Raw genomic sequence first — 26,943 nt, 5'->3', positions numbered from 1 at the left:
TTCAGTATTCCAAAGGCAAGTGCACCGTGCGACCGTCCCTCGCCGATCGGTAAGCACCAACTAGCAATTCAAGGCTACGTAAACCCTCGCGACCATCGCATAAGGCCATTTCTTTGCCCTGCAACGCACCAATCACATTTGAATAGTAAAGCGGATGGCCAAAGCCATACACGCTTGTCGTCTCAAAACTGGCTTGCTCAATAAGAGCATCGTCTGGACTTTCATCGGCAAAGGCCCAATGCTCAATCTGGTTTACCGCCGGCCCACCAATTTTCACGGTACCTTTTTCACCCAGCAAAGTGATCGAGCCCTCCAGATTTTTGGGATAAGTCAGCATGGTCACTGCCATCGTTCCTAGTGCACCATTACGCCAACGCAGCTGCAAGGCTGCTGTGTCTTCCACTTCAATGGTGCGACCTAACGTAGCCATAGAAGCGCTAACACTCTCTACTGGCCCGACCAACCAATTAAGCAAATCCACATAATGGCTGGCCTGATTCATAAGTGCACCGCCATCGAATTCCCATGTACCGCGCCAGCGAGCCTGATCGTAATAACTTTGTGGCCGCTGCCAAAACACATTCACCGCCACCATCGCCATCTGCCCAAAGCGCCCAGCCTGAAGCTGTCGTTTAACCAGTTGCAAGGTGCTGTTAAAGCGGTTCTGCTTCACAACAAAAAGGCGGACTCCAGCTTCATCACAAGCCTTCACCATTGCAACGCCATCAGCCCAGCGAGTGGCCATTGGCTTTTCCGTGCACACATGCAGCCCTGCCTTAGCTGCTGCAATCACCTGCTCTGAATGCAGACCGCTTGGAGTAGCCAGCACCACCAAGTCGACAGGAGTAGTACCGGATGCGCCGGTTGCGGAAAGAAGGTCGGTATAACTAGTGAATTGAACTGGATTAAATCGAGTTCCAGAGTTCTCTTCAGAAACCTCATCTATGTACTGTTGCGCGTGGCTGAGAAGCTCTGGCTGAGTATCACAAATAGCCACAAGTTCTGCACGCTCATGATGGATAGCGATGGCTTTGATGTGATTGCGGCTAATACGACCACAACCGACAACAGCAATGCGTATTCGACGCCCATTAATTGGAGCAATAGAGTGGAGCATAATCGACTCCTAAACAATAGATAGCGTGGATTAAAGCTGAAATCATTAGCAAAAAATCACGAAGTATTTATCATATCTTTCGAAGGCATTCAATAGAGGCTTGGCGGCTGTGCAATTTTTCTAGCAAAAGAGTCTGTAAAGAGTAAGAGTCCTTAGGAAACATTTGCATCATGCAGCGGAAGCAAAAGAAGATTGTTGTAGTGCATTCATCAGGGCATTCACTACACGACCTTGATCGTCATCGCTAAGCCAGGGATGCATGGGCAGGCTTAAAACTCGCTCACTAGCTGCCTGAGCTAGGGGCGTTTGCAAACATTGACTGGTGGCACGACCATTCACACAACGCAGAGCTGGTTGTTGGCTGAGGAGGGTGGGATAGTGCACAGAAGTAGGAATCCCCATTTCTTTGAGCGAAGCCTGTACTTCAGCACGCTGATCCACCTGCACTGTGTATTGGGCGTAGACGCTCGTATTGCCAGCTTTCAACTGGGGAGTAGTGACAATTCCGGCAGACTGAAGCTTTTGGCTGTATGAAGCGCCAATGCGGCCACGCGCTTCAACCTCTTGAGCAAAGTTAGGCCACTTGCCCAGCAAAATGGCAGCCTGGAGGGTATCAATCCGGCCATTCACGCCAATATCGGTATGGAAATAACGCTTTGTTTGACCGTGGCGCGACACCCGCCTCATGCGATCAGCTAGGCCGTCATCATTGGTAAAGCAAGCACCGCCATCGCCATACCCACCAAAAGGCTTGGAGGGGAAAAAGCTGGTGGTGCCGATGGTGCTCAGCCCGCAACTGCGCCGGCCGTTCTGCTCGCTGCCAAAGCTCTGTGCACCGTCTTCGATCACCGGCAGTCCATGCCGATCGGCAATCGCATTGATGGCAACAAAATCAGCCGGCTGGCCATACAAGCTCACCGGAATGATCGCCTTGGTGCGCTCGCTAATCGCGGGCTCCAGCTTGTTGGAATCTAGGTTGTAAGTGGCTGGATCGATATCCACATATATCGGTGTGGCGCCCAACAGGGCGATCGTTTCTGCTGTGGAGATGAAGGAAAATGGTGTGGTGATCACCTCGTCTCCAGCCTTCACACCCAACGCCATAAGGGCGATCAACAATGCATCGGTACCGCTGGCCACAGCAATACAGTGCCTCGCACCCACATAGGCAGCCAGGGTGTGCTCCAGCTCCTCCACCTCTGGGCCGAGGATGTAACGGCCATGGTTGAGCACCCCAGCAATTCGCGCATCTACAGCTTCACGGATGGTTCGCCCATCCGGCAGTTGCTGGCGTTGCTGCTCTGCTAAATTAATGAAATGCATCGCTCAAGCGGGTGTTTGGGTGAGATGGTGATCGAGAAGTTGGTAGGTGTCACCGGTATGTGGGCAGGTCCAGGTCCCGCTGCCCTCAAGCGGTAGATCGACCCGCTCGCCGTAGGCACTCATCCAGCCAATTTGGGTGGCCGGCACCCCCACCATCAGCGCAAAGGGCTTAACTTCGCGGTTCACGACGGACCCAGCCCCAATAAAGGCATGGTGCCCAATCCGATTTCCGCAAACAATCGTACAATTTGCGCCCAGAGTTGCACCCCGATCTACAACCGTGTTGCGGTAATCATCCTTCCTGCTTATAGCTGAACGAGGATTGTACACATTGGTAAATACCATGCTCGGCCCACAGAACACATCGTCTTCAAGGGTCACATTGTCGTAGACCGACACATTGTTCTGGATCTTGACGTTGTTTCCTATCCTGACGCGATTGCCCACAAACACGTTCTGCCCGAAAGAGCAGCGATCACCAATCACAGCTCCTGAACTGATGTGAACCCAATGCCAGACCCTGCTGCCGGCACCAATCTTGGCTCCTTCATCAACTAGAGCTGTATTATGAATAGTAGCCGTTGGGTGAACAAGATATGTCTCAGAATTCATTTAGCTAATCAAGATCAGAAGTTGTCAAAAATTATCGACTGCTTAGAGCCGTATCGCTCCGAGCTCCCGAGGCACTATTGATTTCAGATCTACAAGCACACCGTTCGGCTCCAGCAACCGGCTCCATTGTTCGGCGCTCTGGGCAGTAAATTCCCGGTGGGCTACCGCAGCAACCACGGAGTTCCAGCTTCGACCCCTGGGGATCTCGCCCAGCACCGACAGGCCATACTCACGCTCGGCCTCCGCCGGATCGACCCACGGATCCACAACCAAAGGCTCCATTCCATAGCGCCGGATAGCGTCAATCACATCAACCACTCTGGTGTTACGCAAGTCTGGGCAGTTTTCTTTGAAACTCAGCCCCAAGACCAAGACTTGGGCACCAGCGATGACTTGGCCGCTTCGGGCCATCTCGAGAACCAGTTGTTCAACCAGCCAACGGCCCATGCCGTCATTGATGCGCCGACCCGCCAATACCACCTGTGGGTAGTAACCCAACTGCTCAGCTTTGTGAGTCAAATAATACGGATCCACACCGATACAGTGCCCGCCCACCAAGCCGGGCCTAAAAGGCAAAAAATTCCACTTTGTGCCGGCTGCCTCCAGCACATCGAGCGTGTCAATACCCATCTCGCGAAAGATAATTGCCAGCTCATTTACAAGGGCGATATTCAGATCACGCTGAGTATTTTCTATAACTTTGGCAGCCTCCGCCACTTTGATGCTTGCTCCCTGATGGGTGCCGGCCTGGATAATTGAACCGTAGAAACCATCCACCCAGGATGCGGACTCTGGGGTGCTGCCGCTGGTCACCTTGGTGATTGTGGTAAGCCTGTGCTCGGTGTCGCCAGGGTTGATCCTTTCGGGGCTGTAGCCGCAAAAGAAATCGTTGTTGTTAATAAGACCCGATGACCTCTCCAGAATTGGCACACAGACCTCTTCTGTAGCGCCGGGATAGACAGTGCTCTCGTAGATCACCAGTGGTAAACAAGATATTTCGCCACGGCTCTGCTGCTGTTCGAAGCGTTGCTTCAGGGCCAAGCCCACAGTATTACTGGCCTTTTTCAAGGGGGTGAGATCGGGCCTCTTGGCAGTGTCGATAGGTGTTGGCACCGTTACGATAAACACATCTGCCACGGCCAATTCGGCCGGATCAGATGTGAACTCGAGCATCGTCGCTGCCTTCAGCTCCTCAGAGCTGACCTCATGGGTGCTGTCATGACCAGCGCTTAACTCGCTCAGACGCTGCTGATTGATGTCGAAACCGATTACACGGCGCCTTAGAGGTGTCCCGGTACGGACGCAAGCACCAGGTGTTGCGAAGGCAACAGAAAGTGGCAGCCCCACATAGCCAAGGCCGATAATCGCCACTGTGCAGGTAGCGAGGGATGGAAGAGGAGCAACAATTGGGTCTGGAACGAACTGGGTGGTGCTGCTCATAAAAAACCACCGGAGGTACGGGGGCTAGGAAGTGTGCTGGAAAACTTCACTTTTTAATGTGAAGGGCGAGGTGGGACTACTGACTTAATCGCCATAGAACTCCCGATACCAAGAGACAAACCGGGAAACGCCATCTTTTACTTGAGTATTGGGCTTGAAATCAACCCAGGCCTCCAGCGCTGAGGTGTCAGCTGCAGTTGCCGGCACATCGCCCGGCTGCATTGGCAGGAATTGCTTCTCGGCTTTGATGCCTAGGGAACTCTCCACAGCTTCGATGTAATCCATCAGCGGCGTTGGGTTGCTGTTGCCGATGTTGAATACTCGGCTCGGTGCCCAGCTGGTGGCTGGGTTGGGGTTGGCAGGATCGAAGGCCAGATCTGGGGCCGCCGGCTTCTCGAGTAACCGAACCAAGCTTTCGATAATGTCGTCGATATAAGTGAAATCGCGCACCATCTCGCCGTTGTTAAATACATTAATCGGCTCACCTCTCAGCATCGCCTTGGTGAATAGAAAGAGCGCCATATCTGGCCGGCCCCAGGGGCCATACACAGTGAAAAAGCGCAAGCCAGTGGCCGCGAGGCCATAAAGATGGCTGTAGGTATGGGCCATTAGCTCATTTGCCTTCTTGCTAGCGGCATAGAGGCTCACCGGGTGATCCACGCTGTGGAGCTCCGAAAAGGGCATACGCGTGTTACCGCCATATACAGAGCTGCTGCTCGCATACACCAGATGCTCTACGCCGTGGTGGCGACAACCTTCAAGGATGTGGCCAAAACCCACCAGGTTGCTCTGGATGTAGGCCGCTGGGTTTTCGATCGAATAGCGCACCCCCGCCTGGGCTGCCAAGTTCACCACCTTCTGGGGGTTGTGCTGCTGGAAGGCGGCCTCCACAGCTTCCCGATCTTCCAGGTCAGCCTCGATCAGCTGGAAAGGGCTGCTCGTTGCTGCAGCTACGGCCTCCAGCTGAGCGATACGTGCTCGCTTCAAGGAGGGGTCGTAGTAGGGGTTGACGTTGTCAAACCCCACTACTGGGGTTCCTTGCTCCAGCAAACGGCGACTCAGGTGAAATCCGATAAAGCCGGCAGCGCCGGTCACGAGAACAGTCACTTTATAAAAAAATCTTTTATAGGAAGGGAAGGTACAACATTCTGAATGGACTATTAGAAGCGCAAAGACAGCTTGTAAAACATCGATTTTTTCACGGCAACTGAAGCAACTCTTGCACCAGATTGTGCCGAAAAAGTTTTACCGGGCTCTCCAGGGATTCAGTCAGGGGAATGTGGACGCCAGCCGAGGGTGGTCAGACATTTCAATTCCAGCTTACTTCTGCGAGATGCCGTCGGGTTTGCTGGGGTCCCAATGGATCGTGCATTGATAGCCCGTGGAAATCACAAAGTCGTCTAGAGAAACTGCTGGTGCTGTGTGCGCCACTGCATTTCTACCTAGTAACGGACGTCGCCCCAGTCAACAGCGAATCGAGATTTCTATGAACATACATTGTTTAATGCACACGTTGATCCGAGAAAGAGCGCTAGGAAACTGAGGATTACAAAGGTTTCACCGCAGCGCGGGCTCTCGTAGTTGAACTGAATGCCCTTGCAGACATACATCCCATAGGCCTCGCAGTAATTCATCATTATCCAGCAGGCGTAGGGATCCGCTATGCCTTAGGGACTGCGCGGATAAAAAGGGGGATAAAGTGCTTTTAAAACAATTTTAACACCACCAAACCCTATAAACCATCATTAATGCTTCGTCAGTGACGTATTTATTTTGAGACCCAGCATATGTACCGACTCCATAATTTTCAGAGTTCCAAACGCTTCGGAATATCTGGTGTATTCAGGCGATGCGTAGCCGACAGGCTTCTGCAAAACAGCAGCTAACAGCCAGATTGCTCCGAGCTCCGAGGTTATAAATCTCATCCGGCTGCACCTGCTGAATAATCCGGATCAAATTGCTGCTATCCGTTAAATCCCCGTAGTGCAGCACCAGCCGCTTATCATCTTCATGGTGATCCTGATACAGATGATCAATTCGTGTCGTATTGAAACTGCTCGCTCTTCTTTTGATCCCATGCACTTCATATCCCTTTTCCAGTTACAACTCAGCCAAATAACTGCCGTCTTGGCCGGTGATACCCGTAATCAGGGCGGTTTTGGTGTAGGTAATAGAGGAGGACATTGAGTCTTAAGAACGTCGTGCAGGCATAACATTTCTGCCTGCGATCACAACGGACAGGAGCAGAGCTCAACCATCTCGTCTGTGAGGTGATGGATAGGAGTTTGCCACGGCGTTGCTGCAAAGCTGGACATTTTTGGTGGCAATGCACGATTCGAATCATCTCCGCAGCCACCTAAATACTCAAAAAAAAGGGGGGCGTATCATCAGCATTGGAACTCCTGCGTTACGGCAAAGACACGTTTGCGTATCGTTATCTCCCACTAGCTGAACTACTTCCTCGCCCAGCAATTCAAGGACTGCGTTCGCGACCCTTAGGCGTAAGCGCTCGAGTGGCCGACAGAGCGCATGCCTAGATGACTAGAAGGTCACTTAAGCTTAGTCCAGAGACGGCTCCCTACCCGCTGCACGCGGGAAAGAAGATCAGGCGGCAGCTCATGACACAACGCCACCAGAAGCTTTCACAGGCAATTGCGGCAATCCAGAGCGTTGCTCCAAAACGTTCTGAGCCCCTCCGTCTGCTGACCTGGATAGGGCCTGCCGGGCTAGGGCGCTAATGACATGACCAACAGAACAGCAACACTGGCGAGGCAATCGGCACGATGAGCGTCTTATCAGCGTCGGGCGGCGATCAGCGATCAACTCGCCTGCACGAGATGCAAGCCGGGCAGCTGAGCAAACACCTGGTCATCACTGATCAATGAGCGCTCCAAAGCCAAAGCGTGGGAGGCAATCAATAGATCCATGGCTGCCACGGTGATCCCAATCTGTTGCAACCGAAAGCGCAAAGTGCCATAGACATTGGAGACAGGTGCATCAAAAGCTTCAACCGGCAAAACCTCGAGAAGGTTTTGTACCAACGCAGCTCGCTGTTCAGGGAGTCGACGACGCTCCAAACCAAAGCGGATCTCAGCGGACACGATCGCCGAAACACTGCAGCGATCCTCGGCAAACCATTGGTCGAGCTGGGGCGAACGACGCTCCAACAACACCCGAACGGCATTGGTGTCGAGCATGAAGCGCTGCTTCTCGGCCAATCCCTTTGCTGAGCCGGAGCATCCTGCTCGCCCCCCTCGAAAAGCTCACCAAAACCGGCCGAGGCATCAGAGTCACTGTCGAGCAATTCTGCACGCTGGCGCAACCACTCAAGAGGACTCGACCGCAAGGGGTGCAGGCTGACAATGCCGGTCTCAGGGTCACGCTTGACCTCCACTTCCGTCCCTTCAAAACGACAGGTAGCAGGCAAGCGCACCGCCTGACTGCGGCCATTGCGAAACAACTTGGCGCGCATCAGACCTCACCTCCTGTTCGCGACCAGTCAATATCGACCAAGAGTGATTCGTCGGGCGGCGTTCCCCCAGCGCCACCGACGCCTCGCTCATCGGGGCTACGCAGCCAATCTGGCTCGCAGTTGATCGCCAGAGATAAAGGACCCGTTGGCGCGCTGCTGCAGCAAGACCTGCAGGGCAGCACTCCCTAATGGGAAGCGACCAGCGGCCACCAACGCCTTGGTAAAAGCATGCTGATCTTCGCGGAGAGACACTAATGACTTCTTTGCCACCAAAAGACTTTTAACGCTTCCGGCACGCAGGATGAGGACTGCCGCGAATCGTCTTGATGCGCATTAATATGCGCATCAAGACTTCAAAGGGCAATGCGGACCACCCTGGAGCTACCGGACCCTCTTTTTGCGCGGCTCAAAGCCAGGGCCGCCAGTGAACAGATCACGCTCAAACAGCTCTTGCAGAGCTACGTGGAACAAGGGCTCATGGCACCAACGCACAGCGCGAGACCAACAACGCGCTCTGCTAGCCAGCTCCCAAAGGTTGAAGGCCACCTTGCTTTTGATTCCAGCACCACCAGCAACGCAGACCTCTTTGACCTGCTCGAACCATGAGCAGCAACGCAGATCTTCCGGATCTCAATGTGTGGCTGGCACTGGCAACCCCGGATCACTTTCATCATCAGCCAGCCCTGAACTACTGGGAGCAACAGGCTGCTGAGCAAGTGCACTTCTGCACGGTCACGGCCTTGGGCCTGGTGCGCCTGTTGAGCCAACCCAAGCTGATGGGCCCAGACGTTAAAACCACGCATGAGGCTTCTGCAATCCTTCAATCCTTGTGCCAACAACCAGGGGTAAGCCTCGCGATCCCAGCCAGCGATGGCTGGGATGTGTTCCACCAGCTGATGCGCGAGGGAGATCTCTCAGCCCGCCTTTGCACCGACGCCTACCTTGCAGCGCTGGCCATCAGCAACGGTTGGCGCCTGGTGAGCTTTGATCGCGACTTCGAACGTTTCGGCGATCTGCAGCGACTCTCACTCCGCTCAGGTGGGTAATCAGGCCAACCAACTCTGATCCAACTCAGTGATGGCCTCAAATTCCGGATCCTTATGCAGCAATGTTGCTCGGCTGAGACGAGCCGCTGCGGCGATCCAGGCATCAGCAACGGAAAGCCGATGCAACGCCTTGATCCGGGAGGCTTCCAGCAATAAGGGTTCTGTCTGATCAACCCATGCGATTGGCAGCGATTGCAACTGTTCATAGGCAAGACGCCCACTCCCCTCTCCTTCGTCTTTCCAAACCCGGTAGAAAACCTCCATTCCCGTGATGAAACAGGCGAAACAGGGATCAGGTCCATCCAGCAGCATGGCGACGCGCTCGGCACCGGGTTCGTCGTCTCGCAAGGTCAGGATTGCTGAGGTGTCGAGGCAAAAAGCGGGCATCACCGTTCAGCGTTTCGATCGAGCTCCCGATCCGCCAACAGCCTCGCTGTTGCTCCACCCTTGCGGCTCTGTCCGCGAAAGGCCTGCACAGGAGATGCCGCCACAGGCACCACTCGAATCGAACCGTCTTCTTCCACAAGCCACTCCAAGCGTTGCGACGGGCCTAAGCCAAACCGCTCGCGAATCGCAGCCGGGATCACGGTCTGGCCTCGCGAGGTGATCGTGCTTCTCAAAGACAAACCAGTGAATTACCAAATCAGCTTATATGTAATTCACGACTAAGACGAACGGCTGTCCTTCACCCACTCACAGGCCTGCTCAAAGTCTGGGGAGCAGCGTTCAAGCAATCCAAGCCGCTCCAGATCGGAAGCGCTGCATCCAATGGGCTTTGCCAACGGCCTGAGACGTTGCGCCTTTACCGACCAAACGTGCCACTGGCCTCCCCCTACGAGTGATCACTTCGTCCTCGTCCAGAGACAGCGCCCCACCCGCTGCACGTGGGAAAGAAGATCAGGGGGCAGCTCATGGCGTAACGCCAAATCCACCGTCCAGGGCAGCAACAAATCATCAATAGCAGCCATGAGCCGCAGCCGTTCCTGATGACTTAGACGAGCAGCATCGACGCACAAATCAATATCTGATCCAGGGCCTTCTCTGCCCATCGCCCGCGAACCAAACAACCAGATGGCATCCACATCGGCTTGTTGGATCAATACATCCAACAACCTCTGTTGCTGAGGCCCGGAAATTCCTGGGATGACGACGGTTTGGGCCATCTCACTGCTCGTGGAATCCATCAGCGTGCCTCTTTCTCTAAGCGGATCTGCAGGCGAGTGCGCAAGCTCTGAAAACAACTGAGGTAGTGCTGCTGAATATTGGCGGCAATCGCATCTGCGGTTGCGCGGTTGTAGGTGTGGCTGGTGAGATTGCGGTCTTGAATCATCAGCATCCAAGACTCACCGTCTTGAAGTAATTCAAGGCGGAAGGCTTCTCGCAAGGTGTCGCGGGATCCGAGCAAGCTTTCGTTGCCTTGACTGCGCAACAGATCACGGAGCGTGTTCCAGGCCAATTCAAAGGTGTATTCAAAGGCCTTGATCAAACCTTGCTGCTCCCGCTCATTCAGCGCAGGCGGCTCAAAAAAACGCTCGAGCTGCTCCAAGGCTCGCGTGTAATTCGCAAAGCGCTGCTGCCAGCGGATATCAGCTGCCAAATCATTGGAGCGCCTGACTTAAGAGTATCGGGATCATTTCGGAAAACCATCAACGCATGGGAAGCCATGCAAGCGATGGCGGCAGGCATCCTCTGTATCAGGGCTCAAAACTGGAGAGCAGAGAGAACGCAAATCCGGAGGCCGCCTGGCTCAGCTAGCATGAAGGCATCCATTTCTCCATCAAGCCTCTTCGTCGCGCAGCTGATTCACAAGCTCCAGATCAACAACGCCACCAGAGGCCTTCACGGGCAATTGCGGCAATCCGGAGCGCAGCGCGCCACCATCGAGCTGGAGAGTGGTGTGCATCAAGCATTACGCATCTGCTCATCACTTTCAATCGGTCAAAACGGCCCGGCTCATGAGCAATGGCTTAAGAATCGAGCCAAAACTCCTTAGCTAGATTTAAGAGAAGGAGAGTTCAAGCCAGCCTTGTTGACCCGCCAAAGTACGTGAACAGGCCATCACCAACCACTACCAGCCTGGCGGACCTACGCACCCAACGTCACGCCCAATGGTTGCTCGCACTACGCCTTTCGCTACAAGACTTGGTGGAGTCCAATCTGGAACGACCAGACCAGATCTATCTGTTTGGCTCCCGTGCTCGTGGCGATTGGGACGGTCTTTCAGATACTGATCTACTCGTGGTGGCAGCCAACAAACATCTGGCCGACACATGGGCCGATCAAGTGCTCGATTCCGGCCTCGCTGAGGATGTGATCGCACTCGACCGTGAGGCCTGGGCTCACTTGCCACAGAGCAACTCAGTGGTTTGGCGCAACGCTGCCAAAGTCGCTATTCCGTTACTGGCGGAGAGGCCATGAATGCTCGGCCGGATGCGTGGCTACGCCAAGCCCACAACGACCTCGAGCTCGCTCAACTGGCACGAGACAACGGCTACTTGGCGCAAGCCTGCTTTTACGCCTCACAAGCAGCCGAAAAGGGTTTGAAAAGCGCACTTCTGGAATTGGGACTTGAGCCTCCGCACCCGCATGTGCTCAACGATTTAACAAGGCGGCTGAAGGAAACAGGCTTGGAGACCAAGGATTTAGAGGCACTACCTCTGCGCAGCCTCAGCCGGATGGCGATCCAATCCCGCTACCCCGTGGATGCCACCCCGCCTTCTGAGCTGTTCGACTCAGACGAAACCGATCAAGCCATAGCAACGGCCCGTGAGGTGTTGAGCATCCTCAAGGCTTTGGATCAGCAGGGCTGAGGGCTACCACTTCAATCCATCTGCTCTGGACACCTCGCCGATCTGCTTCTGACAACGCCCCAAAGGAACCAATCAACAAACTCTTATCCAGGGTGAACACCTTGAAGCGAACAACACAAGGCTGAAGTAATCCAGCAGCTTGGAGATCCTTGATCTGCCAATCCGTTGGCCATTGGCTGTTGCGAGCACTGGTCACCATCGCCAACAGGAGATGACCACTTTGCTCTTGAAATGCAGGCTTAGAGAGAACCAACGCGGGCCTCCGCTTGATGGCCTGACGCTCTGTGAATGGAAACGGAACCCGTACCAAAGCGAACGGTGGAAACGCTGTCACAGGTCTGCAAAGGCAACTTCATCCTCATCACTGCCCCATTCCGTTAGCCCAGCCTGAACTCCCCGCAAATAGCCCAGGTCGATCGGAGACACCACCCTGAGACGAACCGACTCGCCCTCAAGCTCCCAACTCACAAGATCGCCACGCTTCAGCCCGAGAGCGTCCCTTACACCCTTGGGGATCGTGACTTGCCCCTTTGCCGTCAACGTCGCCAAGTCCATCGCTTACTTCCTTACCTCCTTACTATCGTAAGACCCCCAACGCTTCTGCGCGGTGAGCGCTGATACTGATCAACCCGAGTCGATCGATGAGATGAGGGACTTGGAAGCCTTCGCGAGAGAAAGCCACTACAGGAAACCGCAGGACCATTTCGATCCACCAGCCAACTTCCAAAGGTTGAGGGCTGCCTTTGCTTTTATTCCAGCACCACAAACAACCCAGAGCTCTTTGACCTGATCGAGCCATGAGCAGCAAGCCAACCGCCACCACATCAGGAGATCAACTAAGCCTGGAATCTCAAGCCTTTCAATGCGTCAACCCAACACCTAACCACTAAGCTGTTAAACAAATCGTTCAACATCTTTTGGTATGGCGATTGGTATACGGCTGGAGCCAGAACTCGAAAAGCAGCTTGATCGCCTGGCGCAAAGCCTGGGCAAAACGCGCAGCGCTTGCGTGAGGGAGGCCATTGCCAATTATTTAGCGCGCTTTGATGGAGACGAAGAGGCAAAGCGCCAATCCAGCTTGATCGCAGCCAGCAGCACTCAGCCTTGGAGCGAACCACTCCCCGACTGGGACGACTGGACAGCATGAGTTCTCTCCAGATCCAAAGAGGCCAAGTCATCACTGTCGCCAGCCCTGGTGCGCACTCCGGCAAACCCAGACCAGCTGTTGTTGTGCAGGCGAATCGTTGGCTAGGGGCCCATCCCAGCATCACGCTGTGTCCACTCACCAGCACCCTTATCGAGGCACCTCTAGTGCGAATCATTGTTGAGCCCAGCGCCATCAATGGGCTACGCAAACGATCCCAGCTGATGGTCGACAAGCTCTTCACGGTTCCAACCGGCGACATCGGCAGCTCGATTGGCTGCCTGGAGACAACAGCGATGGCAGAGCTTGATCTGGCGCTCAGAGACTGGCTGGCTCTTTATTAAGACGCGCTCACTGCACACACGCGTCGCTAATGCCTTCCGCCATAAGCCTCGCCGTTGCTCCACCCCTATGGCCCAGTCCGCGAAAGGCCTGCATGGGAGATGCCACCAGAGGCACCACTCGAATCGAACCGTCATCGTCCACAAGCCACTCCAAGTGTTGAAACGGGACTAAGCCAAAGCGCTCACCAAGCCCGATAGATCAAGCGACCCAATAGCTCGCGTAAGGCACGGGAGCTGCCATCTAGAGCCGCCGCAGAAGGAAACCACTGGGTTGGGTCACGCCACAGAGGACCCGCCCAAGCGCCGCGGGCCTGAAAATCAACGGGGAATGGTTCCACCACGAGACCCTGGCGCTCAAACAGGCGCTGCGCACGGCGCATATGAAAGGCACTGGTGACTAGCAGGATGCGAGGGGATGGAACTGATCCATTCCCAGATGCCTCCAGAAATCGACGAATCGCAACCGCTTCTTCTGCGGTGTTCACCACAGGGGGGGTGCTCGCCATGACACCAGCGGGGATTCCAAGCTGTTGCGCTTCCCTTAGGTAGCGCTGCCCCTCGGGAGGTTGGCCAGGCCGGAACGGACTCGCCCCACCGGTAAACAGCAACCGCGGGGCCTTGCCGGCGCGATAAAGATCGAGGCCAGCCAGAAAGCGGTCTGGGTCATGCCACTCGCTCACTCGAGCCGCACCGGGAGCGGGGTGACGACCGCCGCTGAGCACCACGATCGCTTCAGCAGAAGGAGCTTCAGCAGCACTGGTGCGTTGCCAGGGTGCTTCCAGCCAGCGCCACAGGGTATGGCTCACCAGCCCCAGCGAACAAACCCAGAGCAGCACAAGCGCTGCAATCACAGGCCATCGCCAACGACCGATCAACCCCACTAGTAACAGGATCAGAGAGAGGCCAAGAGGCAACAGGGCCAGGGGGAGAAGCTTGCTGAGCAGATAAGTCATCGAAACGTCGTCAGCGCAGTCTTTTCAAAGCACGAGGCATGGGATCCCTCATAAGCCAGGTGCAAGGCATCGGCGCCACGCAGCGAAGGCATCAAGTGTGTGCCAAGCCAATTCGAAGCTGAACTCAAATGCCTTCATCAGGCCTTCCCGCTCCCGCCCATTGAGCTCAGTCGTCAACAAAGCGTCCAATTGCTCCAAAGCTCGCTTGTCAAACGCAAGGCGCTATTTATTACCAGGCGGCATCCGCTGTAACTACCAAAGCTACCGTCGCAAAATGCAGGCAAAGCAAAAGACTTTATTGCTAGACATTGATTTATAGATAAAATATATAAACGATCAAATCTCAATTTCAAGCAAAGCCAAAAACTGAATACCAACGCTTTACTTTAAAATCTTGCAAAGAGAAAGTGGCGCTCACGATCAAGCCTTTTCCGCCTCTGTTAGCTCACTCGGAAGAGGCACGCCAGCCAATACAACCCCAATCGACTGCACACAGGACAATTGACTTAAAAGCAAACGCGCATCATCAAGAGCCTGAGAAGAGTTAAAGCCTGACTCCACTACGACCAGCAAGCCAATAGGACGAGAATTAGAGCCAAGCCGGATGATCGAATTCAGCAGCGGCGCAACAGCTTTGCAACTCAATTCAGGCTCGTTCTGACGACTTAGGGCTTGCGCCAAAGACCCAACCGCCTCATGCTCCCGAGCAATACTTAATACGCGCCAATCAAGAGAGCGATCAAGCCGGGCGGCCAGCTGACCGACCAGAGAACCTGCTACTTGATCAGACCAAGGGAGCGTCGGCAAAGCAAGCCATAGGGGATAACCAAGCTGCCCCAGAAGCTTTGAACGACTAAACACCCGATTAGACCTGCGATCCGCAATCAACGCAGCACCGCTTCCAGCAACCAAACCTCCTAGCAAGCCGAGAGCTAAGGATCTACTTGAAGAATTAGATTCAGGCTCTTTTTCGTTATTAGATACCTCCTCAATAGAAATCCAGTCTTCGCCAACTTGCACATCAGGCGACAACATCTCTATCTTATCTATTTCCCTTTTTGTAAGCACATTTTTAATATTTTCAAGACTAGCTTTTACGCCATCAAGCTTATCTGGGCTTGCCTCAATTGCTAACTCAAGCTGAGTATTGCTTTGAGCAAAATCTTTGTCTTTTTTAGTCCCAAATGTCAAAGGGCGGACCCTTGCTAAAAACTGCTGATCAGATCCAAACGCATCTAAAGCGAGAGTAGTTAGAACTTTACGAGTGGTCAAAAACTCGCCTGTGCATTGAATATTAAGAATCTCGCCTGGCTCAAGTTTTTGAAATTTTCGTTGCGTCCAAGCGCAAGGACTTTGGGTGGTATCGATTACCATTCTAATTGTCTTAGAAGGCTCTTCAGCAGGCCTTGAAATTGAAACTCCGGCAGCAATCCCTAGCCCTAGCAATCCTCCACTTGCAACCCAAATCCAGCGACGCCGAAAAGCTGCCAGCACCTCCCTTAGATCAATTTCATCATCAGGCAACAGAGAACTCACTTCGGGGTTGTTAATTGTCATCCGTTCCATAGCACTGGAAGTATTTTGCCCTACAGACTTTTTTTTTGTAAATCCACAACTTCAATCCAACAACCCGGGAGGCCTAATAAAAGCACTGCAGCGCAGTAGCTTTCACAAGAGGCGCAACACTCAAGTCAAAAACAAAAAGCCAATGCGAACGTCATCTGGGCTTGGCCCATAACCCATAACCCATAACCCTTGAATCACACTCCCAGGCTGCGCGAGACTGAAAGGCATTGATAACAGCGCTCCAGTGATCACCCCGCTTCTACCTGTGATCCTGTGCGGTGGCACTGGCACACGCCTCTGGCCTCTTTCTCGGGCAAGCTATCCCAAGCAGTATTGGCCCCTCGGAGGCAGCGGCGATGACACTTTGCTGCAACAAACCCAGAAGCGATTAAACGGAATTGAAGCGCTTGGGAAGCCACTACTGATCTGCAATGAGGATCACCGCTTCATCGTGGCGGAACAGATGCGCCAGATCGATGTGGAACCTGGCGCGATCCTGCTGGAGCCGATGGGTCGCAACACCGCACCTGCAGTTGCCGTCGCTGCACTTCAAGCAACAGCCAAAGGCGACGACCCCCTGTTGCTCGTTTTGGCAGCAGACCACGTGATTCGCGATGGGAAACATTTTCAAGCGGCCATTGCAGCTGGGCGCAAAGAAGCCGAAGCCGGCCGCCTGGTGGCTTTTGGGATCGTGCCCACCGCGCCTGAAACGGGCTACGGCTACATCGAAGCCGCTGAACCTCTTCAGCCTGGAGCACTGACGCCTGTGCCGATCGCCCGCTTTGTGGAGAAGCCCGATCAAGCCACAGCCGAACAATTCCTCGCTAGTGGGCGCTTCACCTGGAACAGCGGCATGTTCCTGTTTAAAGCAAGCGCAATGCTCGCTGAACTCGAGCGACTCGCCCCTGAAGTGGTGAGCTGCTGCCGCGCGGCCCTCGAGCAAGACATGGCAGACCTCGACTTTCTCCGCCTGGATCAAGACGCCTTTGCCAAATGCCCCAACGTGGCGATTGATGTGGCCGTGATGGAGCAAACCAAGCTCGGCACCGTGCTTCCGCTCGATGCCGGCTGGAGTGATGTGGGCAGCTGGAGCGCCCTCTGGGACACCGCTGATCGCGATGAAAACGGCAATGTGTTGCGCGGGCGGGTGATCAGCGAAGGCAGCAAAAACTGTTATTTACGCAGCGAGCACAGGCTAGTGGTGGGCCTTGGTGTGGAAAATCTGGTGGTGGTTGAAACCGATGACGCCGTGCTGATCGCTGATCGCAGCCAAGCGCAAAACGTCAAAACGGTAGTGAAGCAGCTGGAAGCAGAAGGCAGCCCCGAAGGCAAAGCCCATCGCAAGATTTACCGCCCGTGGGGTGCTTACACCGGCGTAGTGGAAGGAACGCGCTGGCAGGTCAAGCGCATCTCCGTCAAACCTGGCGCCAGCCTGTCGCTGCAGATGCACCATCACAGAGCCGAACACTGGGTGGTGGTGCACGGAACCGCCCTCGTAGAGCGTGATGGCGAAGAGCAACTGATCGGCGAAAACCAGAGCACTTACATCCCCATTGGCTGCAAGCACCGACTCAGCAACCCCGGCAGAATCCCAGTGGTCATGATCGAGGTTCAGAGCGGCGAGTACCTCGGGGAAGACGACATTGTGCGCTTTGAGGACCGCTACGGGCGCAGCGATGTGTAAAGCAGAGCCTTGCGATCGCTTACCTAGCCCAAAAAGATTTACACACTCTCACTAATCTGCGTCAGTAAATTTTTCAAAGAGGTCATTCATTCCAGTGCATAGCTTTAACAAAACCAATTCGAACCATCTCATGGCTCTGCTTTCTTCGGTTTCTAACTAGCTGATGCCTGCTTCTCTCATTCGCAATTTGGTGACCGGTGGTGCTGGTTTTCTGGGCTCCCATCTCTGCGATCGCTTGATGGAAGCCGGAGAAGAGGTGATCTGTCTTGACAATTACTTCACGGGCCGTAAGGCGAATATTGCGCAGTGGATGGGCCATCCCCGCTTTGAGTTAATCCGCCATGACGTGACCGAGCCGATCAAGCTTGAGGTGGACCGAATCTGGCATTTGGCCTGCCCGGCCTCACCAGTGCACTACCAGTTCAACCCGGTGAAAACGGCGAAAACGAGCTTTATCGGGACCTACAACATGCTCGGCCTAGCCAGGCGGGTTGGGGCACGGCTGCTTCTGGCCAGCACTAGTGAGGTGTATGGCGATCCTGAGGTGCATCCCCAACCCGAGAGCTACCGAGGTTGCGTGAATACGATTGGCATCCGCAGCTGCTACGACGAAGGCAAGCGCATTGCGGAAACGCTCTGCTTCGATTACCAGCGCATGCATCAGCTGGAAATCCGGGTGATGCGGATTTTCAACACCTACGGTCCGCGCATGCTTCCTGATGACGGCCGGGTGGTGAGCAATTTCATTGTTCAGGCCCTTAAAGGGGAAGCACTCACGCTGTATGGCGATGGCAGTCAGACCCGTAGCTTTTGTTTTGTGGATGATCTGATCGAGGGGATGATTCGCTTGATGAACGGATCACACACCGGGCCGATCAACATCGGCAACCCAACGGAATTCACGATCCGGCAGCTTGCAGATCTGGTGCGGGAGAAGATCAATCCAGAATTGGAATTAGTCTGCAAACCGTTGCCTCAAGATGATCCGCTGCAACGGCAGCCCATCATTGATCTTGCCCAGAAGGAATTGGGATGGGCGCCATCGGTAGCACTTGATAAAGGGCTTGAGCCCACGATTACTTACTTCAAGGAGTTGCTGCTTGAGGCATGAACCTTTTGGCCGCATTCGTCTTTAATGCCAGCGCTCATTACCAGGCATGGAGTCAAAAAAACTCTTAGCCATCACTCCACAGTCACGCTCTTGGCCAAATTGCGTGGCTGATCCACATCGAGGCCGCGATAGGCCGCAATGTGATAACTGAGCAATTGCATCGGCACCACGGTGAGCAAGGGGCTCACCCACTCGCTCACTTCAGGCACAGGCAAGAGCGCATCAAACAACTCGGTGTCTGGGCCTTCCGGCGCCACACCGATCATTTGTGCGTCGCGCGCTTTGGCCTCCTGGGCATTGCTCAACACCTTTTCGAAGACCGGGCCAGGCATCGCAATCGACACAACTGGCACGTGCGAATCGAGCAGGGCGATCGGCCCGTGCTTCATCTCCCCAGCTGGATAGCCTTCAGCATGGATGTAACTGATTTCCTTGAGCTTGAGAGCGCCCTCAAGGGCAATCGGATAGTTGATCCCTCGGCCTAGGAAAATCACATCCTGGGTTTCAGCAAAGCGGGGAGCCAAGGCTTCTGAACCCTTGTCGTGATGTTCCACCAGGCGCTCTAACTGCTCCGGCAAGGCTCGCAGTTCTTCCAGTAAGCCGCTGATCTCAGCCTCCGAGCGATGTCCCCGCCTTGCCGCGAAAGCAACCGCAAGGGCATAGAAAGCCAACAACTGTCCAAGGAAGGTTTTGGTGGCAGCAACACCCACCTCAATCCCAGCACCAATATCCAGGATGTAAGGCACCTGCCGGGCCAATGAGCTCTCCGTGCGATTGGTCACGCCCAGCTGCTTTGGTGCGTAGTCGGGCTGGCCATAGGCCTGCCGACGCTTGGCATCCATGCTGAGAGCGGCAAGGGTGTCTGCCGTTTCTCCAGATTGCGTCACCCCAATCGTGAGGGTGTGGGGCGCCAGCGGTGGTGGGGCATAACGAAACTCACTGGCATAAAACACCGTGGTGGGCAGTCCGGCGAATTGCTCAAGCAAATACGCCCCCACCAAAGCGGCGTGGCGACTTGTGCCACACGCCAGAATTTGGATGCGTTCCACGCCTTCGTAGAAGAATTCATCAAAAGGAAGCGCCACCGGATTGCTGGCGGGCAGCCCCACCGGAAGATGCCGGTCCACCCAGAGCCGAGCCGTTTCAGGCTGCTCGTGGATTTCCTTCAACATGAAGTGGCGGAAATGGCGCTTGTCGGCAATGTGATCCGACCCACTGAGCATGGTTGGTGTGCGCTGTTGCCGCGCACCTTCTGCGTCATACAGCTCGATCCCCAGTGGACTCAGCAGCGCCACCTCGCCGTCTTCCATCGGAAGAATCGTGCGCGTGAAACCCGCCAAAGCTGGCGTATCACTGGCACACAGGAACTCCCCTTCCCCAAGCCCAATCAGCAGCGGTGCCGCTTTGCGTGCCACCACCAGGGCACCGGGTGCATCGGCCCACAACACCGCCAAGGCATAAGCCCCTTGCAGCCGGGGCAACACCGCCTGCACAGCTTCTAGAAGAATTTGGCCGTTTCCAGCTCCCTCACCAACCCCCATCAACTGCAATTGCGCGGCAATCAGATGGGGAATCACCTCAGTGTCGGTTTCCGACTGAAAGCTCACACCAGCGGCCGTGAGCTCCTCGCGCAAGGCCCGGTGATTTTCGATGATCCCATTCTGAACCACCGCCACCCTGCCGCTGCCGTCACGGTGGGGGTGAGCGTTGTGCTCTTCCGGCTTGCCATGGGTTGCCCAGCGGGTATGGCCGATCCCGCAAAGCCCTGGCGCACCGTCACGGTCCACACGAACGATGAGATTGTTGAGCTTGCCTTTGGCGCGCAGGCAGTGCAAATCCTTGCCCTGCAGCGTGGCGATGCCGGCGGAGTCATAGCCGCGGTACTCCAGCTGGCGAAGTCCTTCAAGCAGCAGCGGTGCCGCGTCTCGCGAACCAATCACCGCAACGATGCCGCACATATAAAAAAACCCGGCTTAGCCGGGCTGGTCGTATGGGTATTGAACCAAATTCAGTAGGCCAAGCCCATGCTTCGACTGGTTTCGTCCCCGAGATAAACCCGGATACTGAGGAAGTCTGTGGGGCAAGCGGTTTCGCAGCGCTTGCAGCCCACACAATCCTCTGTGCGAGGAGATGAGGCGATTTGGCCCGCCTTGCAGCCGTCCCAGGGCACCATTTCGAGGACGTCGAGGGGGCAAGCGCGCACACACTGTGTGCAACCGATGCAGGTGTCGTAGATCTTGACGGCGTGGGACATATGCCCGATTCCGATGCGGATGACTTGAAATCAAGGTACCCGTCGCCGGCGCCACTGAGCCATTCATGCCGGCCTGCCGTCACCGTTGTTAACGCCACGGGGTGGCGCATGGGCCAAGCCCGTAAGATGCGGCGTCACGTCTGCACGGCCATGTCCCAGGAATCGATCCTCGAAAAAGTCCGTTCGATCGTCACGGAGCAGCTCAGCGTCGATGCCGGCGAAGTCAAACCTGAGTCCAACTTTCAGAACGATCTGGGAGCTGACTCACTCGACACCGTCGAGTTGGTGATGGCTCTTGAGGAAGCCTTCGACATCGAAATTCCCGATGAAGCCGCCGAAGGGATTGCCACGGTTGGCGATGCCGTCAAATACATCGAAGACAAGCAAGCCTGAGGATCTGCATGGTGGAGGGTCTCCAGCGCGTCGTGGTCACGGGCCTCGGTGCTGTTACACCGATCGGCAATACCGTCGCTGACTATTGGGAGGGCTTGACCTCCGCAAAGAACGGCGTCGAAGCGATCACCTTGTTTGATGCAGCGCAGCACGCCTGTCGCTTCGCTGCTGAAGTCAAGAATTTTGATCCCAGTGGCTTCATTGAGCCCAAAGACGCCAAACGCTGGGATCGCTTCTGCAAATTCGGTGTGGTGGCTGCCAAGCAAGCTCTCGCCGACTCCGGCCTCACGATCACCCCAGACAATGCCCATCGCATTGGCGTGAGCATCGGATCGGGTGTGGGCGGGCTGCTCACCATGGAAACCCAGGCCCATGTCTTGAAAGACAAGGCCCCGGGTCGCGTCAGTCCCTTCACGGTGCCGATGATGATTCCGAATATGGCCACCGGGCTGGCCGCGATCGCCCTGGGCGCCAAAGGTCCAAGCTCCGCTGTGGCCACCGCCTGTGCCGCAGGCTCCAATGCCATCGGTGATGCCTTCCAGCTTCTGCAGCTGGGTAAAGCCGACGCCATGATTTGCGGCGGTGCCGAGTCAGCGATCACGCCCCTGGGGGTTGCCGGATTCGCCAGTGCCAAGGCGCTCTCGTTCCGCAACGACGATCCCTCCACGGCGAGTCGACCTTTCGACAAAACCAGAGATGGATTCGTGATTGGAGAAGGCTCAGGGATTTTGGTCCTTGAAACCCTTGCCCACGCCGAAGCCCGAGGCGCCACGATTTTGGCCGAAATCGTGGGTTACGGCACCACCTGCGATGCCCACCACATCACCTCTCCAACGCCAGGCGGCGTCGGTGGCGCTGCTGCGATGCGCCTGGCCCTCGAAGATGGCGGAATCGCCGCTGACAGCGTGGACTACGTCAACGCCCACGGCACCAGCACTCCAGCCAACGACAGCAACGAAACCGCAGCCATTAAGAGTGCTCTAGGCAGTCATGCCAGCGACATTCCGGTGAGCTCAACGAAGTCGATGACGGGCCACCTGCTCGGGGGCTCAGGCGGCATCGAAGCTGTGGCCTGTGTGCTCGCACTGCGCAACGGTGTAGTGCCACCGACAATTAACTACAACAATCCGGACCCAGAATGTGATCTAGATGTTGTGCCGAACACGGCTCGTGAACTAACACTGGGAACAGTGCTCTCCAATTCCTTCGGCTTCGGCGGTCACAACGTCTGCCTCGCCTTCCGACGCATGAGCTAAGTCCAAGCTCAGTCCAATCCCTAACTCCTCCCCCCTCTTCTTCACTCCATGGCTGCCGCAACCGCTTCTCTCGACACGCTCTGCGTCAACAGCATCCGCATGCTGGCCGTTGATGCCGTCAATAAATCCAATAGCGGTCACCCCGGTTTGCCCATGGGCTGCGCACCGATGGGGTATGCGTTGTGGGACAAGTTTCTAAAGCACAACCCCAAAAACCCCAAGTGGTTTAACCGCGATCGGTTTGTACTTTCGGCCGGTCATGGCTGCATGCTGCAGTACGCCCTCCTGCACCTCACCGGCTACGACTCGGTGACCATCGACGACATCAAGCAATTCCGTCAGTGGGGCTCGAAAACGCCAGGCCACCCGGAAACATTTGAAACCCCTGGCATTGAAGTCACCACCGGCCCGCTTGGAGCAGGCATCTCGAATGCCGTGGGCCTCGCGATCGCCGAATCCCACCTAGGCGCCAAATTCAACAAGGCTGACGCCAAGGTTGTGGACCACTTCACCTACGTGATCATGGGTGATGGCTGCAATCAGGAGGGCGTGGCTTCAGAAGCTGCCTCCCTGGCTGGTCACCTCAAGCTGGGCAAATTGATTGCCCTCTACGACGACAATCACATCACGATTGATGGACGCACAGATGTGTCCTTCACCGAGGACGTTCTCAAGCGTTACGAAGCCTATGGCTGGCACGTGCAGCACGTTGCCGAGGGCGACACCGATGTGAACGCGATCGCCAAGGCGATTGAGGCGGCGAAAGCCGTCACCAACAAGCCCTCGATCATCAAGGTGACCACCACCATTGGTTACGGCTCACCCAACAAGAGTGATACAGCCGGTGTCCATGGCGCCCCTCTTGGCGAAGAGGAAGCTGAGCTCACACGCAAACAGCTGGGCTGGACCCATGGGCCATTCGAAATCCCTCAAGAGGCCTACGACCAGTACCGCCAAGCGGTGGAACGTGGCGCTTCACAGGAAGCTGAGTGGAATCAGGCTTTGGCGACCTACCGCAGCAAGTACCCCACAGAAGCCGCTGAATTCGAGCGCATGCTGCGCGGCGAGCTTCCCCAGGGCTGGGACAAGAACCTGCCCACCTACACCGCAGACGACAAAGGTCTGGCCACACGCAAGCATTCCCAGATTTGTCTCGGAGCCCTGGGCGCCACCATTCCCGAATTGATTGGCGGCTCCGCTGACCTGACCCACTCCAACTACACCGACATCGCCGGAGAAACAGGCTCCTACCAGCCTGAAACTCCAGAAAAGCGCTACTTGCACTTTGGTGTGCGCGAGCACGCGATGGCGGCCGTGCTCAATGGCATCGCTTATCACAACAGCGGCTTGATCCCCTACGGCGGCACCTTCCTGGTGTTTGCCGATTACATGCGTGGTTCCATGCGCTTGTCAGCACTGAGCATGCTTGGTGTGATTTACGTGCTGACTCACGATTCGATCGGCGTCGGTGAAGACGGCCCCACCCACCAACCGATCGAAACCATCCCCTCACTGCGCGCCATGCCAGGGATGCTGGTGTTCCGCCCTGGTGACGGCAACGAAACCAGTGGTGCCTACAAAGTTGCGATCGAGAATCGCAACCGCCCAAGCGCCATGTGCCTCAGCCGCCAGGGAATGGCAAATCAGGCCAACTCCTCGATCAACAAAGTCGCCTTTGGCGGTTACGTATTAGACGATTGTGCTGGTACGCCCGATCTGATTCTGATCGGGACTGGCACCGAACTTGATCTCTGCGTTCAAGCTGCCAAACAGCTGACCTCAGAGGGTAAAAAAGTGCGAGTGGTGTCGATGCCTTGCGTTGAACTGTTCGACGAGCAGAGTGATGCTTACAAAGAAGAGGTGCTTCCGAACGCTGTTCGCAAACGCATCGTGGTGGAAGCCGCTGAAACATTCGGTTGGCACCGTTTCATTGGTCTCGATGGCGACAGCATCACCATGAATCGCTTCGGAGCATCAGCTCCAGGCGGAACCTGTATGGAGAAATTTGGCTTTACGGTTGAAAATGTTATAAAAAAATCCAGAGCCATCTTACTAGGCTGAATAAAAAGCAAGAAGCCTCCATAGACACTACAAACGTCTATGGGGCAAATAAAATATAAAGCTATTATTCCAAATCAAAAAAGATGAACAGGCTTAAATCCATAATACAAACCCGTTTAGGCAATCGGAAGCTATTAGATATAATAATGATATGCATACTTGGGGTCATCTTAGTATCGCATCTACCTTATGGACATTTTGTAGACGAAGAAGAAAAAATAACAGCGGCTATTTTTTCAAGCCAGGGCATGCTGCCATACAAGGACGTATTAGTAAATCATGGACCATTAATGTACTTTATAGCCATAGCTGGCTACGCAATTAACGGAACTTTTACGAGCTTTATAGCGCTCAGAATTACTCCTTTGCTATGCGCATTGACTCTAATCTGGTGCATACAAAATCTGAGCGATAACAGAGAGAAACCATTAAATTCAGTACAAGCTTTAGCAGCAAGCATATTTATAGCAACTATCTGGTCCGACGGAACCATAAGGATGGGGATTTATCATGGGGTAGGCGGATTAGTCTCAAGCATAATTATATTCGCAATAACATATCCACGAATCTCAGGCGAAAAAGCACGGAACAGGTCACTAATAACACTTGTATGCCTATCAGGGCTACTTTTGACAACATCAGCAACATTTGTACCATTCATCATATTATCAGCAGCTTCCTGGCTAATAACGTCAACAAACACAAAGAATGACCAGAAAGGAAAAATCATAAAAAGCGAACTGGGAAACCAAAAAAAAACGAGTTTCTATAGATATGTGGCTGAAACAGTAGCCATTTCACCAGTGGTGCTTTTAGCACTTTCCGCATTGGCAGGAGTAATAACAATAGAAGCAATTTACCTAGGCCATATCTACTTCAACTTAGAGATATTTGGAGGTATGAAAGGTGGCATTACAGTATTAAGCAAACCAGGGAATACTTATCAAGTAATAAATTTATTACTTGCAGCGGGAGTAATCATTATGCCATTAACACTAATGCATCAAAAAGGACTATATAGCTGGAGAAATGCATGCGCAAGCTTAACAATGTCAGCGTCAGTTTTGAGCCTTGGATACCGAACAGGACTCACCTCACTAAACGATTTTCATTCATTACCTTACATAATACCAGCCTGCCTCTTATGCATTGTCTCCAGCACGGATTACGCGAAAGTAGTACTTTCTGACAAAAAAGTAAGCAAAATTATGCGTATTGCGCTAGGAACTTCTGCAGCAATACTTGCAATTGCGCCGGGCATAATAGTGCAACAAACAAGAACTGCTGGAAAGATTGGAATTAAGGTAAATAAAGAGCTTCATTTAACGGTCTCAAAATTTCTTGGGCAAAACAGCTCAGATGTTGATACGTTTACTGAAGATCTGATAAGAAACATAGAGACAAAGAATGGAAGAAAGGTAGAACTATTTGTTTGGCCATTTTTACCATTCAAGAATACCTGGCATAACAGAACATCTTCATATCCAGTGACTGGATATATTTGGTACATGGAGGCAGTCGAAAAAGATGAAAATTTAAAGAAGTATCATATATGCAACAATCCAAATATAAAGGATCCAGACATAATCTTATATAGAAGATGGATCATAGCAGGCACAGATTCCAACATCTATGGACAATGCTTGATAGAAAAACAAAACAAAAAGTATTTAAATCCAGTATCAGGAATATACGTGTTAAAGGAGCATATCAAAGAAGTAATGCAAGTAAGTTCAAAACAGGAATACACTCACCTGACCGTGAAAGAGAATTGGAACAAAGGTTTAGCCATAAAAAGCGACGATCTCAAGCCATTACCAATACGAACTAATAAAAGAACAACCTCAACAATTCAGACAAAGGAAGAAAGCGACTTGGACAGCATATCGGTAACATTAGCCACTTATAATAGAGAGAATAAAGGTAACATTCAAATATGTATTATCAAAGAAAACAAAAGATATTGTTCAGGCAAGATAGCAAAAGAAAATATTAAAGACAACACAATAAAGACAATTCAAATAAAGGGACTAGGCAGGCTCAAATCGGGAAAAAAATATAGAATATTAATTAACGACGAAACACCAGGTAGCAACAATCAAGAAAGCCAAAAGATAGCAATTTATGTATTAAGTGAATCAAAGGGAAACATCAATGGAAAAGTTGCAACTTGGAAGAGTAGGAGCAAATCAGGAGACAGAGACAAACGATAACTCAGTATATAGATTCCAGGACATAACAAGTCAGAAACAAACAATTTAAGATAATAGAGCAGTAGTAAAACCTGTTAAAACTTTGAAAATTTCATAAGCAAATATAAGGGACTCTGAAATCAATACTTCTTACCCATAAGAGAA

At 53.7% G+C, this 26,943-nt stretch carries 32 protein-coding genes and 1 pseudogene; 13 read left to right on the top strand and 20 right to left on the bottom strand.

Annotated features, from left to right (window positions below; all coding sequences use genetic code 11):
• Nucleotide 1: 1 nt before the first annotated feature.
• From SynMVIR181_RS00905 to SynMVIR181_RS00875, 7 genes and pseudogenes are all read right to left on the bottom strand, one after another.
• Nucleotides 2–1,117, bottom strand: a complete 1,116-nt coding sequence (locus SynMVIR181_RS00905) for a Gfo/Idh/MocA family protein (RefSeq protein ID WP_186589664.1) — start codon at nt 1,115–1,117, stop codon at nt 2–4.
• Between the two features lie 168 nt (nt 1,118–1,285).
• Nucleotides 1,286–2,440: a DegT/DnrJ/EryC1/StrS aminotransferase family protein gene (locus tag SynMVIR181_RS00900; RefSeq protein WP_186589663.1), complete on the bottom strand. Its 1,155-nt coding sequence runs from the start codon at nt 2,438–2,440 to the stop codon at nt 1,286–1,288.
• 3 nt (nt 2,441–2,443) lie between these two features.
• The gene (locus SynMVIR181_RS00895; protein WP_186589662.1) at nt 2,444–3,052 is read right to left on the bottom strand and encodes an acyltransferase; all 609 of its coding nucleotides are present in this window, start codon (nt 3,050–3,052) and stop codon (nt 2,444–2,446) included.
• 42 nt (nt 3,053–3,094) lie between these two features.
• On the bottom strand, nt 3,095–4,492 hold the full coding sequence (locus tag SynMVIR181_RS00890) for a nucleotide sugar dehydrogenase (protein ID WP_186589661.1): 1,398 nt from the start codon (nt 4,490–4,492) through the stop codon (nt 3,095–3,097).
• An 84-nt stretch (nt 4,493–4,576) separates the two neighbouring features.
• Nucleotides 4,577–5,599 carry an NAD-dependent epimerase gene (locus SynMVIR181_RS00885; protein WP_186589660.1) on the bottom strand — a complete coding sequence of 341 codons (1,023 nt, stop codon included), beginning with the start codon at nt 5,597–5,599 and terminating at the stop codon, nt 4,577–4,579.
• 264 nt (nt 5,600–5,863) lie between these two features.
• Nucleotides 5,864–6,676, bottom strand: a pseudogene (locus SynMVIR181_RS00880) (GDP-mannose 4,6-dehydratase); the annotation flags it as partial.
• A gap of 635 nt (nt 6,677–7,311) precedes the next feature.
• Nucleotides 7,312–7,710 (bottom strand): PIN domain-containing protein, encoded by a 399-nt coding sequence (locus SynMVIR181_RS00875; RefSeq protein ID WP_186589659.1) that lies wholly within the window; start codon nt 7,708–7,710, stop codon nt 7,312–7,314.
• 5 nt (nt 7,711–7,715) lie between these two features.
• On the opposite strand from SynMVIR181_RS00875, the gene SynMVIR181_RS00870 reads away from it, so the two are divergent.
• From SynMVIR181_RS00870 to SynMVIR181_RS00860, 3 genes are all read left to right on the top strand, one after another.
• Complete coding sequence (locus SynMVIR181_RS00870) at nt 7,716–8,153, top strand: hypothetical protein (RefSeq protein ID WP_186589658.1); 438 nt, start codon at nt 7,716–7,718, stop codon at nt 8,151–8,153.
• Nucleotides 8,154–8,327: 174 nt separating this feature from the next.
• The gene (locus SynMVIR181_RS00865) at nt 8,328–8,570 is read left to right on the top strand and encodes a hypothetical protein (protein WP_186589657.1); all 243 of its coding nucleotides are present in this window, start codon (nt 8,328–8,330) and stop codon (nt 8,568–8,570) included.
• Nucleotides 8,567–9,010, top strand: a complete 444-nt coding sequence (locus SynMVIR181_RS00860) for a TA system VapC family ribonuclease toxin (protein WP_186589656.1) — start codon at nt 8,567–8,569, stop codon at nt 9,008–9,010. The genes SynMVIR181_RS00865 and SynMVIR181_RS00860 overlap by 4 nt, the downstream gene beginning before the upstream one ends.
• On the opposite strand, the gene SynMVIR181_RS00855 is transcribed toward SynMVIR181_RS00860, so the two are convergent.
• From SynMVIR181_RS00855 to SynMVIR181_RS00835, 5 genes are all read right to left on the bottom strand, one after another.
• Nucleotides 9,011–9,397, bottom strand: coding sequence for a PIN domain-containing protein (locus tag SynMVIR181_RS00855; protein WP_186589655.1), 387 nt, complete (start codon nt 9,395–9,397; stop codon nt 9,011–9,013).
• A complete protein-coding gene (locus SynMVIR181_RS00850; RefSeq protein ID WP_255444347.1) occupies nt 9,397–9,636 on the bottom strand; it encodes an AbrB/MazE/SpoVT family DNA-binding domain-containing protein in 240 nt (79 codons plus the stop codon). Before SynMVIR181_RS00850 ends, SynMVIR181_RS00855 begins: the two co-directional genes overlap by 1 nt.
• Nucleotides 9,637–9,852: 216 nt before the next feature.
• The gene (locus SynMVIR181_RS00845) at nt 9,853–10,194 is read right to left on the bottom strand and encodes a nucleotidyltransferase domain-containing protein (protein ID WP_186589654.1); all 342 of its coding nucleotides are present in this window, start codon (nt 10,192–10,194) and stop codon (nt 9,853–9,855) included.
• On the bottom strand, nt 10,194–10,607 hold the full coding sequence (locus SynMVIR181_RS00840; protein WP_186589653.1) for a nucleotidyltransferase substrate binding protein: 414 nt from the start codon (nt 10,605–10,607) through the stop codon (nt 10,194–10,196). The genes SynMVIR181_RS00845 and SynMVIR181_RS00840 overlap by 1 nt, the downstream gene beginning before the upstream one ends.
• A 180-nt stretch (nt 10,608–10,787) precedes the next feature.
• Complete coding sequence (locus tag SynMVIR181_RS00835) at nt 10,788–10,913, bottom strand: hypothetical protein (protein WP_255444345.1); 126 nt, start codon at nt 10,911–10,913, stop codon at nt 10,788–10,790.
• 143 nt (nt 10,914–11,056) lie between these two features.
• On the opposite strand from SynMVIR181_RS00835, the gene SynMVIR181_RS00830 reads away from it, so the two are divergent.
• Together SynMVIR181_RS00830 and SynMVIR181_RS00825 are read left to right on the top strand one after the other, a co-directional pair.
• A complete protein-coding gene (locus SynMVIR181_RS00830) occupies nt 11,057–11,428 on the top strand; it encodes a nucleotidyltransferase domain-containing protein (protein ID WP_186589652.1) in 372 nt (123 codons plus the stop codon).
• The gene (locus tag SynMVIR181_RS00825) at nt 11,377–11,820 is read left to right on the top strand and encodes a HEPN domain-containing protein (protein ID WP_255444343.1); all 444 of its coding nucleotides are present in this window, start codon (nt 11,377–11,379) and stop codon (nt 11,818–11,820) included. The genes SynMVIR181_RS00830 and SynMVIR181_RS00825 overlap by 52 nt, the downstream gene beginning before the upstream one ends.
• Here SynMVIR181_RS00825 and SynMVIR181_RS00820 read toward each other — a convergent pair.
• From SynMVIR181_RS00820 to SynMVIR181_RS00810, 3 genes are read right to left on the bottom strand one after another with little or no spacing between them, the layout of a single operon-like run.
• Nucleotides 11,795–12,154, bottom strand: coding sequence for a type II toxin-antitoxin system PemK/MazF family toxin (locus tag SynMVIR181_RS00820; protein ID WP_186589651.1), 360 nt, complete (start codon nt 12,152–12,154; stop codon nt 11,795–11,797). The genes SynMVIR181_RS00825 and SynMVIR181_RS00820 overlap by 26 nt on opposite strands.
• On the bottom strand, nt 12,151–12,375 hold the full coding sequence (locus tag SynMVIR181_RS00815) for an AbrB/MazE/SpoVT family DNA-binding domain-containing protein (protein ID WP_186589650.1): 225 nt from the start codon (nt 12,373–12,375) through the stop codon (nt 12,151–12,153). Before SynMVIR181_RS00815 ends, SynMVIR181_RS00820 begins: the two co-directional genes overlap by 4 nt.
• Nucleotides 12,376–12,397: 22 nt before the next feature.
• The gene (locus SynMVIR181_RS00810; protein ID WP_186589649.1) at nt 12,398–12,640 is read right to left on the bottom strand and encodes a hypothetical protein; all 243 of its coding nucleotides are present in this window, start codon (nt 12,638–12,640) and stop codon (nt 12,398–12,400) included.
• A gap of 102 nt (nt 12,641–12,742) precedes the next feature.
• On the opposite strand from SynMVIR181_RS00810, the gene SynMVIR181_RS00805 reads away from it, so the two are divergent.
• Entirely contained in the window at nt 12,743–12,967 is a 225-nt protein-coding gene (locus SynMVIR181_RS00805) for a ribbon-helix-helix protein, CopG family (RefSeq protein WP_186589648.1), read from the top strand.
• Nucleotides 12,964–13,308: a type II toxin-antitoxin system PemK/MazF family toxin gene (locus SynMVIR181_RS00800; RefSeq protein WP_255444342.1), complete on the top strand. Its 345-nt coding sequence runs from the start codon at nt 12,964–12,966 to the stop codon at nt 13,306–13,308. Before SynMVIR181_RS00805 ends, SynMVIR181_RS00800 begins: the two co-directional genes overlap by 4 nt.
• A gap of 7 nt (nt 13,309–13,315) precedes the next feature.
• On the opposite strand, the gene SynMVIR181_RS00795 is transcribed toward SynMVIR181_RS00800, so the two are convergent.
• From SynMVIR181_RS00795 to SynMVIR181_RS00785, 3 genes are all read right to left on the bottom strand, one after another.
• Nucleotides 13,316–13,462, bottom strand: coding sequence for an AbrB/MazE/SpoVT family DNA-binding domain-containing protein (locus SynMVIR181_RS00795; RefSeq protein WP_255444341.1), 147 nt, complete (start codon nt 13,460–13,462; stop codon nt 13,316–13,318).
• A 28-nt stretch (nt 13,463–13,490) separates the two neighbouring features.
• Nucleotides 13,491–14,261, bottom strand: coding sequence for a YdcF family protein (locus tag SynMVIR181_RS00790; RefSeq protein ID WP_186589647.1), 771 nt, complete (start codon nt 14,259–14,261; stop codon nt 13,491–13,493).
• Nucleotides 14,262–14,681: 420 nt separating this feature from the next.
• On the bottom strand, nt 14,682–15,818 hold the full coding sequence (locus SynMVIR181_RS00785; protein ID WP_186589646.1) for a hypothetical protein: 1,137 nt from the start codon (nt 15,816–15,818) through the stop codon (nt 14,682–14,684).
• Between the two features lie 253 nt (nt 15,819–16,071).
• Between SynMVIR181_RS00785 and SynMVIR181_RS00780 the strand changes: the two genes are divergently transcribed.
• Together SynMVIR181_RS00780 and SynMVIR181_RS00775 are read left to right on the top strand one after the other, a co-directional pair.
• Nucleotides 16,072–17,511 (top strand): mannose-1-phosphate guanylyltransferase/mannose-6-phosphate isomerase, encoded by a 1,440-nt coding sequence (locus SynMVIR181_RS00780; protein ID WP_186589645.1) that lies wholly within the window; start codon nt 16,072–16,074, stop codon nt 17,509–17,511.
• 163 nt (nt 17,512–17,674) lie between these two features.
• The gene (locus tag SynMVIR181_RS00775; RefSeq protein WP_186589644.1) at nt 17,675–18,622 is read left to right on the top strand and encodes a UDP-glucuronic acid decarboxylase family protein; all 948 of its coding nucleotides are present in this window, start codon (nt 17,675–17,677) and stop codon (nt 18,620–18,622) included.
• Nucleotides 18,623–18,693: 71 nt separating this feature from the next.
• Here SynMVIR181_RS00775 and glmS read toward each other — a convergent pair whose 3' ends face one another.
• On the bottom strand, nt 18,694–20,580 hold the full coding sequence (gene glmS, locus SynMVIR181_RS00770; RefSeq protein ID WP_186589643.1) for a glutamine--fructose-6-phosphate transaminase (isomerizing): 1,887 nt from the start codon (nt 20,578–20,580) through the stop codon (nt 18,694–18,696).
• A gap of 50 nt (nt 20,581–20,630) precedes the next feature.
• Complete coding sequence (psaC, locus tag SynMVIR181_RS00765) at nt 20,631–20,876, bottom strand: photosystem I iron-sulfur center protein PsaC (protein WP_007099573.1); 246 nt, start codon at nt 20,874–20,876, stop codon at nt 20,631–20,633.
• A 150-nt stretch (nt 20,877–21,026) separates the two neighbouring features.
• Between psaC and acpP the strand changes: the two genes are divergently transcribed.
• From acpP to SynMVIR181_RS00745, 4 genes are all read left to right on the top strand, one after another.
• On the top strand, nt 21,027–21,269 hold the full coding sequence (acpP, locus tag SynMVIR181_RS00760; protein ID WP_038014040.1) for an acyl carrier protein: 243 nt from the start codon (nt 21,027–21,029) through the stop codon (nt 21,267–21,269).
• 8 nt (nt 21,270–21,277) lie between these two features.
• Nucleotides 21,278–22,525, top strand: a complete 1,248-nt coding sequence (fabF, locus tag SynMVIR181_RS00755; RefSeq protein ID WP_186589642.1) for a beta-ketoacyl-ACP synthase II — start codon at nt 21,278–21,280, stop codon at nt 22,523–22,525.
• Between the two features lie 48 nt (nt 22,526–22,573).
• Nucleotides 22,574–24,586: a transketolase gene (tkt, locus tag SynMVIR181_RS00750; RefSeq protein WP_186589641.1), complete on the top strand. Its 2,013-nt coding sequence runs from the start codon at nt 22,574–22,576 to the stop codon at nt 24,584–24,586.
• Nucleotides 24,587–24,669: 83 nt separating this feature from the next.
• Nucleotides 24,670–26,799, top strand: a complete 2,130-nt coding sequence (locus SynMVIR181_RS00745; protein ID WP_186589640.1) for a hypothetical protein — start codon at nt 24,670–24,672, stop codon at nt 26,797–26,799.
• The last annotated feature ends 144 nt before the right edge of the window (nt 26,800–26,943 follow it).

It is taken from the genome of Synechococcus sp. MVIR-18-1, assembly GCF_014279835.1.
Classification (GTDB): Bacteria; Cyanobacteriota; Cyanobacteriia; order PCC-6307; family Cyanobiaceae; genus Synechococcus_C.
Note: the sequence above shows the minus strand (reverse complement) of the source record. Positions and strands in the feature narration are given on the sequence as shown.

Coding starts and splice junctions, on each gene's coding strand:
- glmS (WP_186589643.1), bottom strand. CDS start 20,580: ATGTGCGGCATCGTTGCGGTGATTGGTTCGCGAGACGCGGCACCGCTG.
- acpP (WP_038014040.1), top strand. CDS start 21,027: ATGTCCCAGGAATCGATCCTCGAAAAAGTCCGTTCGATCGTCACGGAG.
- SynMVIR181_RS00865 (WP_186589657.1), top strand. CDS start 8,328: ATGCGGACCACCCTGGAGCTACCGGACCCTCTTTTTGCGCGGCTCAAA.
- SynMVIR181_RS00775 (WP_186589644.1), top strand. CDS start 17,675: ATGCCTGCTTCTCTCATTCGCAATTTGGTGACCGGTGGTGCTGGTTTT.
- SynMVIR181_RS00905 (WP_186589664.1), bottom strand. CDS start 1,117: ATGCTCCACTCTATTGCTCCAATTAATGGGCGTCGAATACGCATTGCT.
- SynMVIR181_RS00900 (WP_186589663.1), bottom strand. CDS start 2,440: ATGCATTTCATTAATTTAGCAGAGCAGCAACGCCAGCAACTGCCGGAT.
- SynMVIR181_RS00860 (WP_186589656.1), top strand. CDS start 8,567: ATGAGCAGCAACGCAGATCTTCCGGATCTCAATGTGTGGCTGGCACTG.
- psaC (WP_007099573.1), bottom strand. CDS start 20,876: ATGTCCCACGCCGTCAAGATCTACGACACCTGCATCGGTTGCACACAG.
- fabF (WP_186589642.1), top strand. CDS start 21,278: ATGGTGGAGGGTCTCCAGCGCGTCGTGGTCACGGGCCTCGGTGCTGTT.
- SynMVIR181_RS00745 (WP_186589640.1), top strand. CDS start 24,670: ATGAACAGGCTTAAATCCATAATACAAACCCGTTTAGGCAATCGGAAG.
- SynMVIR181_RS00815 (WP_186589650.1), bottom strand. CDS start 12,375: ATGGACTTGGCGACGTTGACGGCAAAGGGGCAAGTCACGATCCCCAAG.
- SynMVIR181_RS00890 (WP_186589661.1), bottom strand. CDS start 4,492: ATGAGCAGCACCACCCAGTTCGTTCCAGACCCAATTGTTGCTCCTCTT.
- tkt (WP_186589641.1), top strand. CDS start 22,574: ATGGCTGCCGCAACCGCTTCTCTCGACACGCTCTGCGTCAACAGCATC.
- SynMVIR181_RS00895 (WP_186589662.1), bottom strand. CDS start 3,052: ATGAATTCTGAGACATATCTTGTTCACCCAACGGCTACTATTCATAAT.
- SynMVIR181_RS00855 (WP_186589655.1), bottom strand. CDS start 9,397: ATGCCCGCTTTTTGCCTCGACACCTCAGCAATCCTGACCTTGCGAGAC.
- SynMVIR181_RS00785 (WP_186589646.1), bottom strand. CDS start 15,818: ATGACAATTAACAACCCCGAAGTGAGTTCTCTGTTGCCTGATGATGAA.
- SynMVIR181_RS00845 (WP_186589654.1), bottom strand. CDS start 10,194: ATGGATTCCACGAGCAGTGAGATGGCCCAAACCGTCGTCATCCCAGGA.
- SynMVIR181_RS00805 (WP_186589648.1), top strand. CDS start 12,743: ATGGCGATTGGTATACGGCTGGAGCCAGAACTCGAAAAGCAGCTTGAT.
- SynMVIR181_RS00835 (WP_255444345.1), bottom strand. CDS start 10,913: ATGCACACCACTCTCCAGCTCGATGGTGGCGCGCTGCGCTCCGGATTG.
- SynMVIR181_RS00790 (WP_186589647.1), bottom strand. CDS start 14,261: ATGACTTATCTGCTCAGCAAGCTTCTCCCCCTGGCCCTGTTGCCTCTT.
- SynMVIR181_RS00800 (WP_255444342.1), top strand. CDS start 12,964: ATGAGTTCTCTCCAGATCCAAAGAGGCCAAGTCATCACTGTCGCCAGC.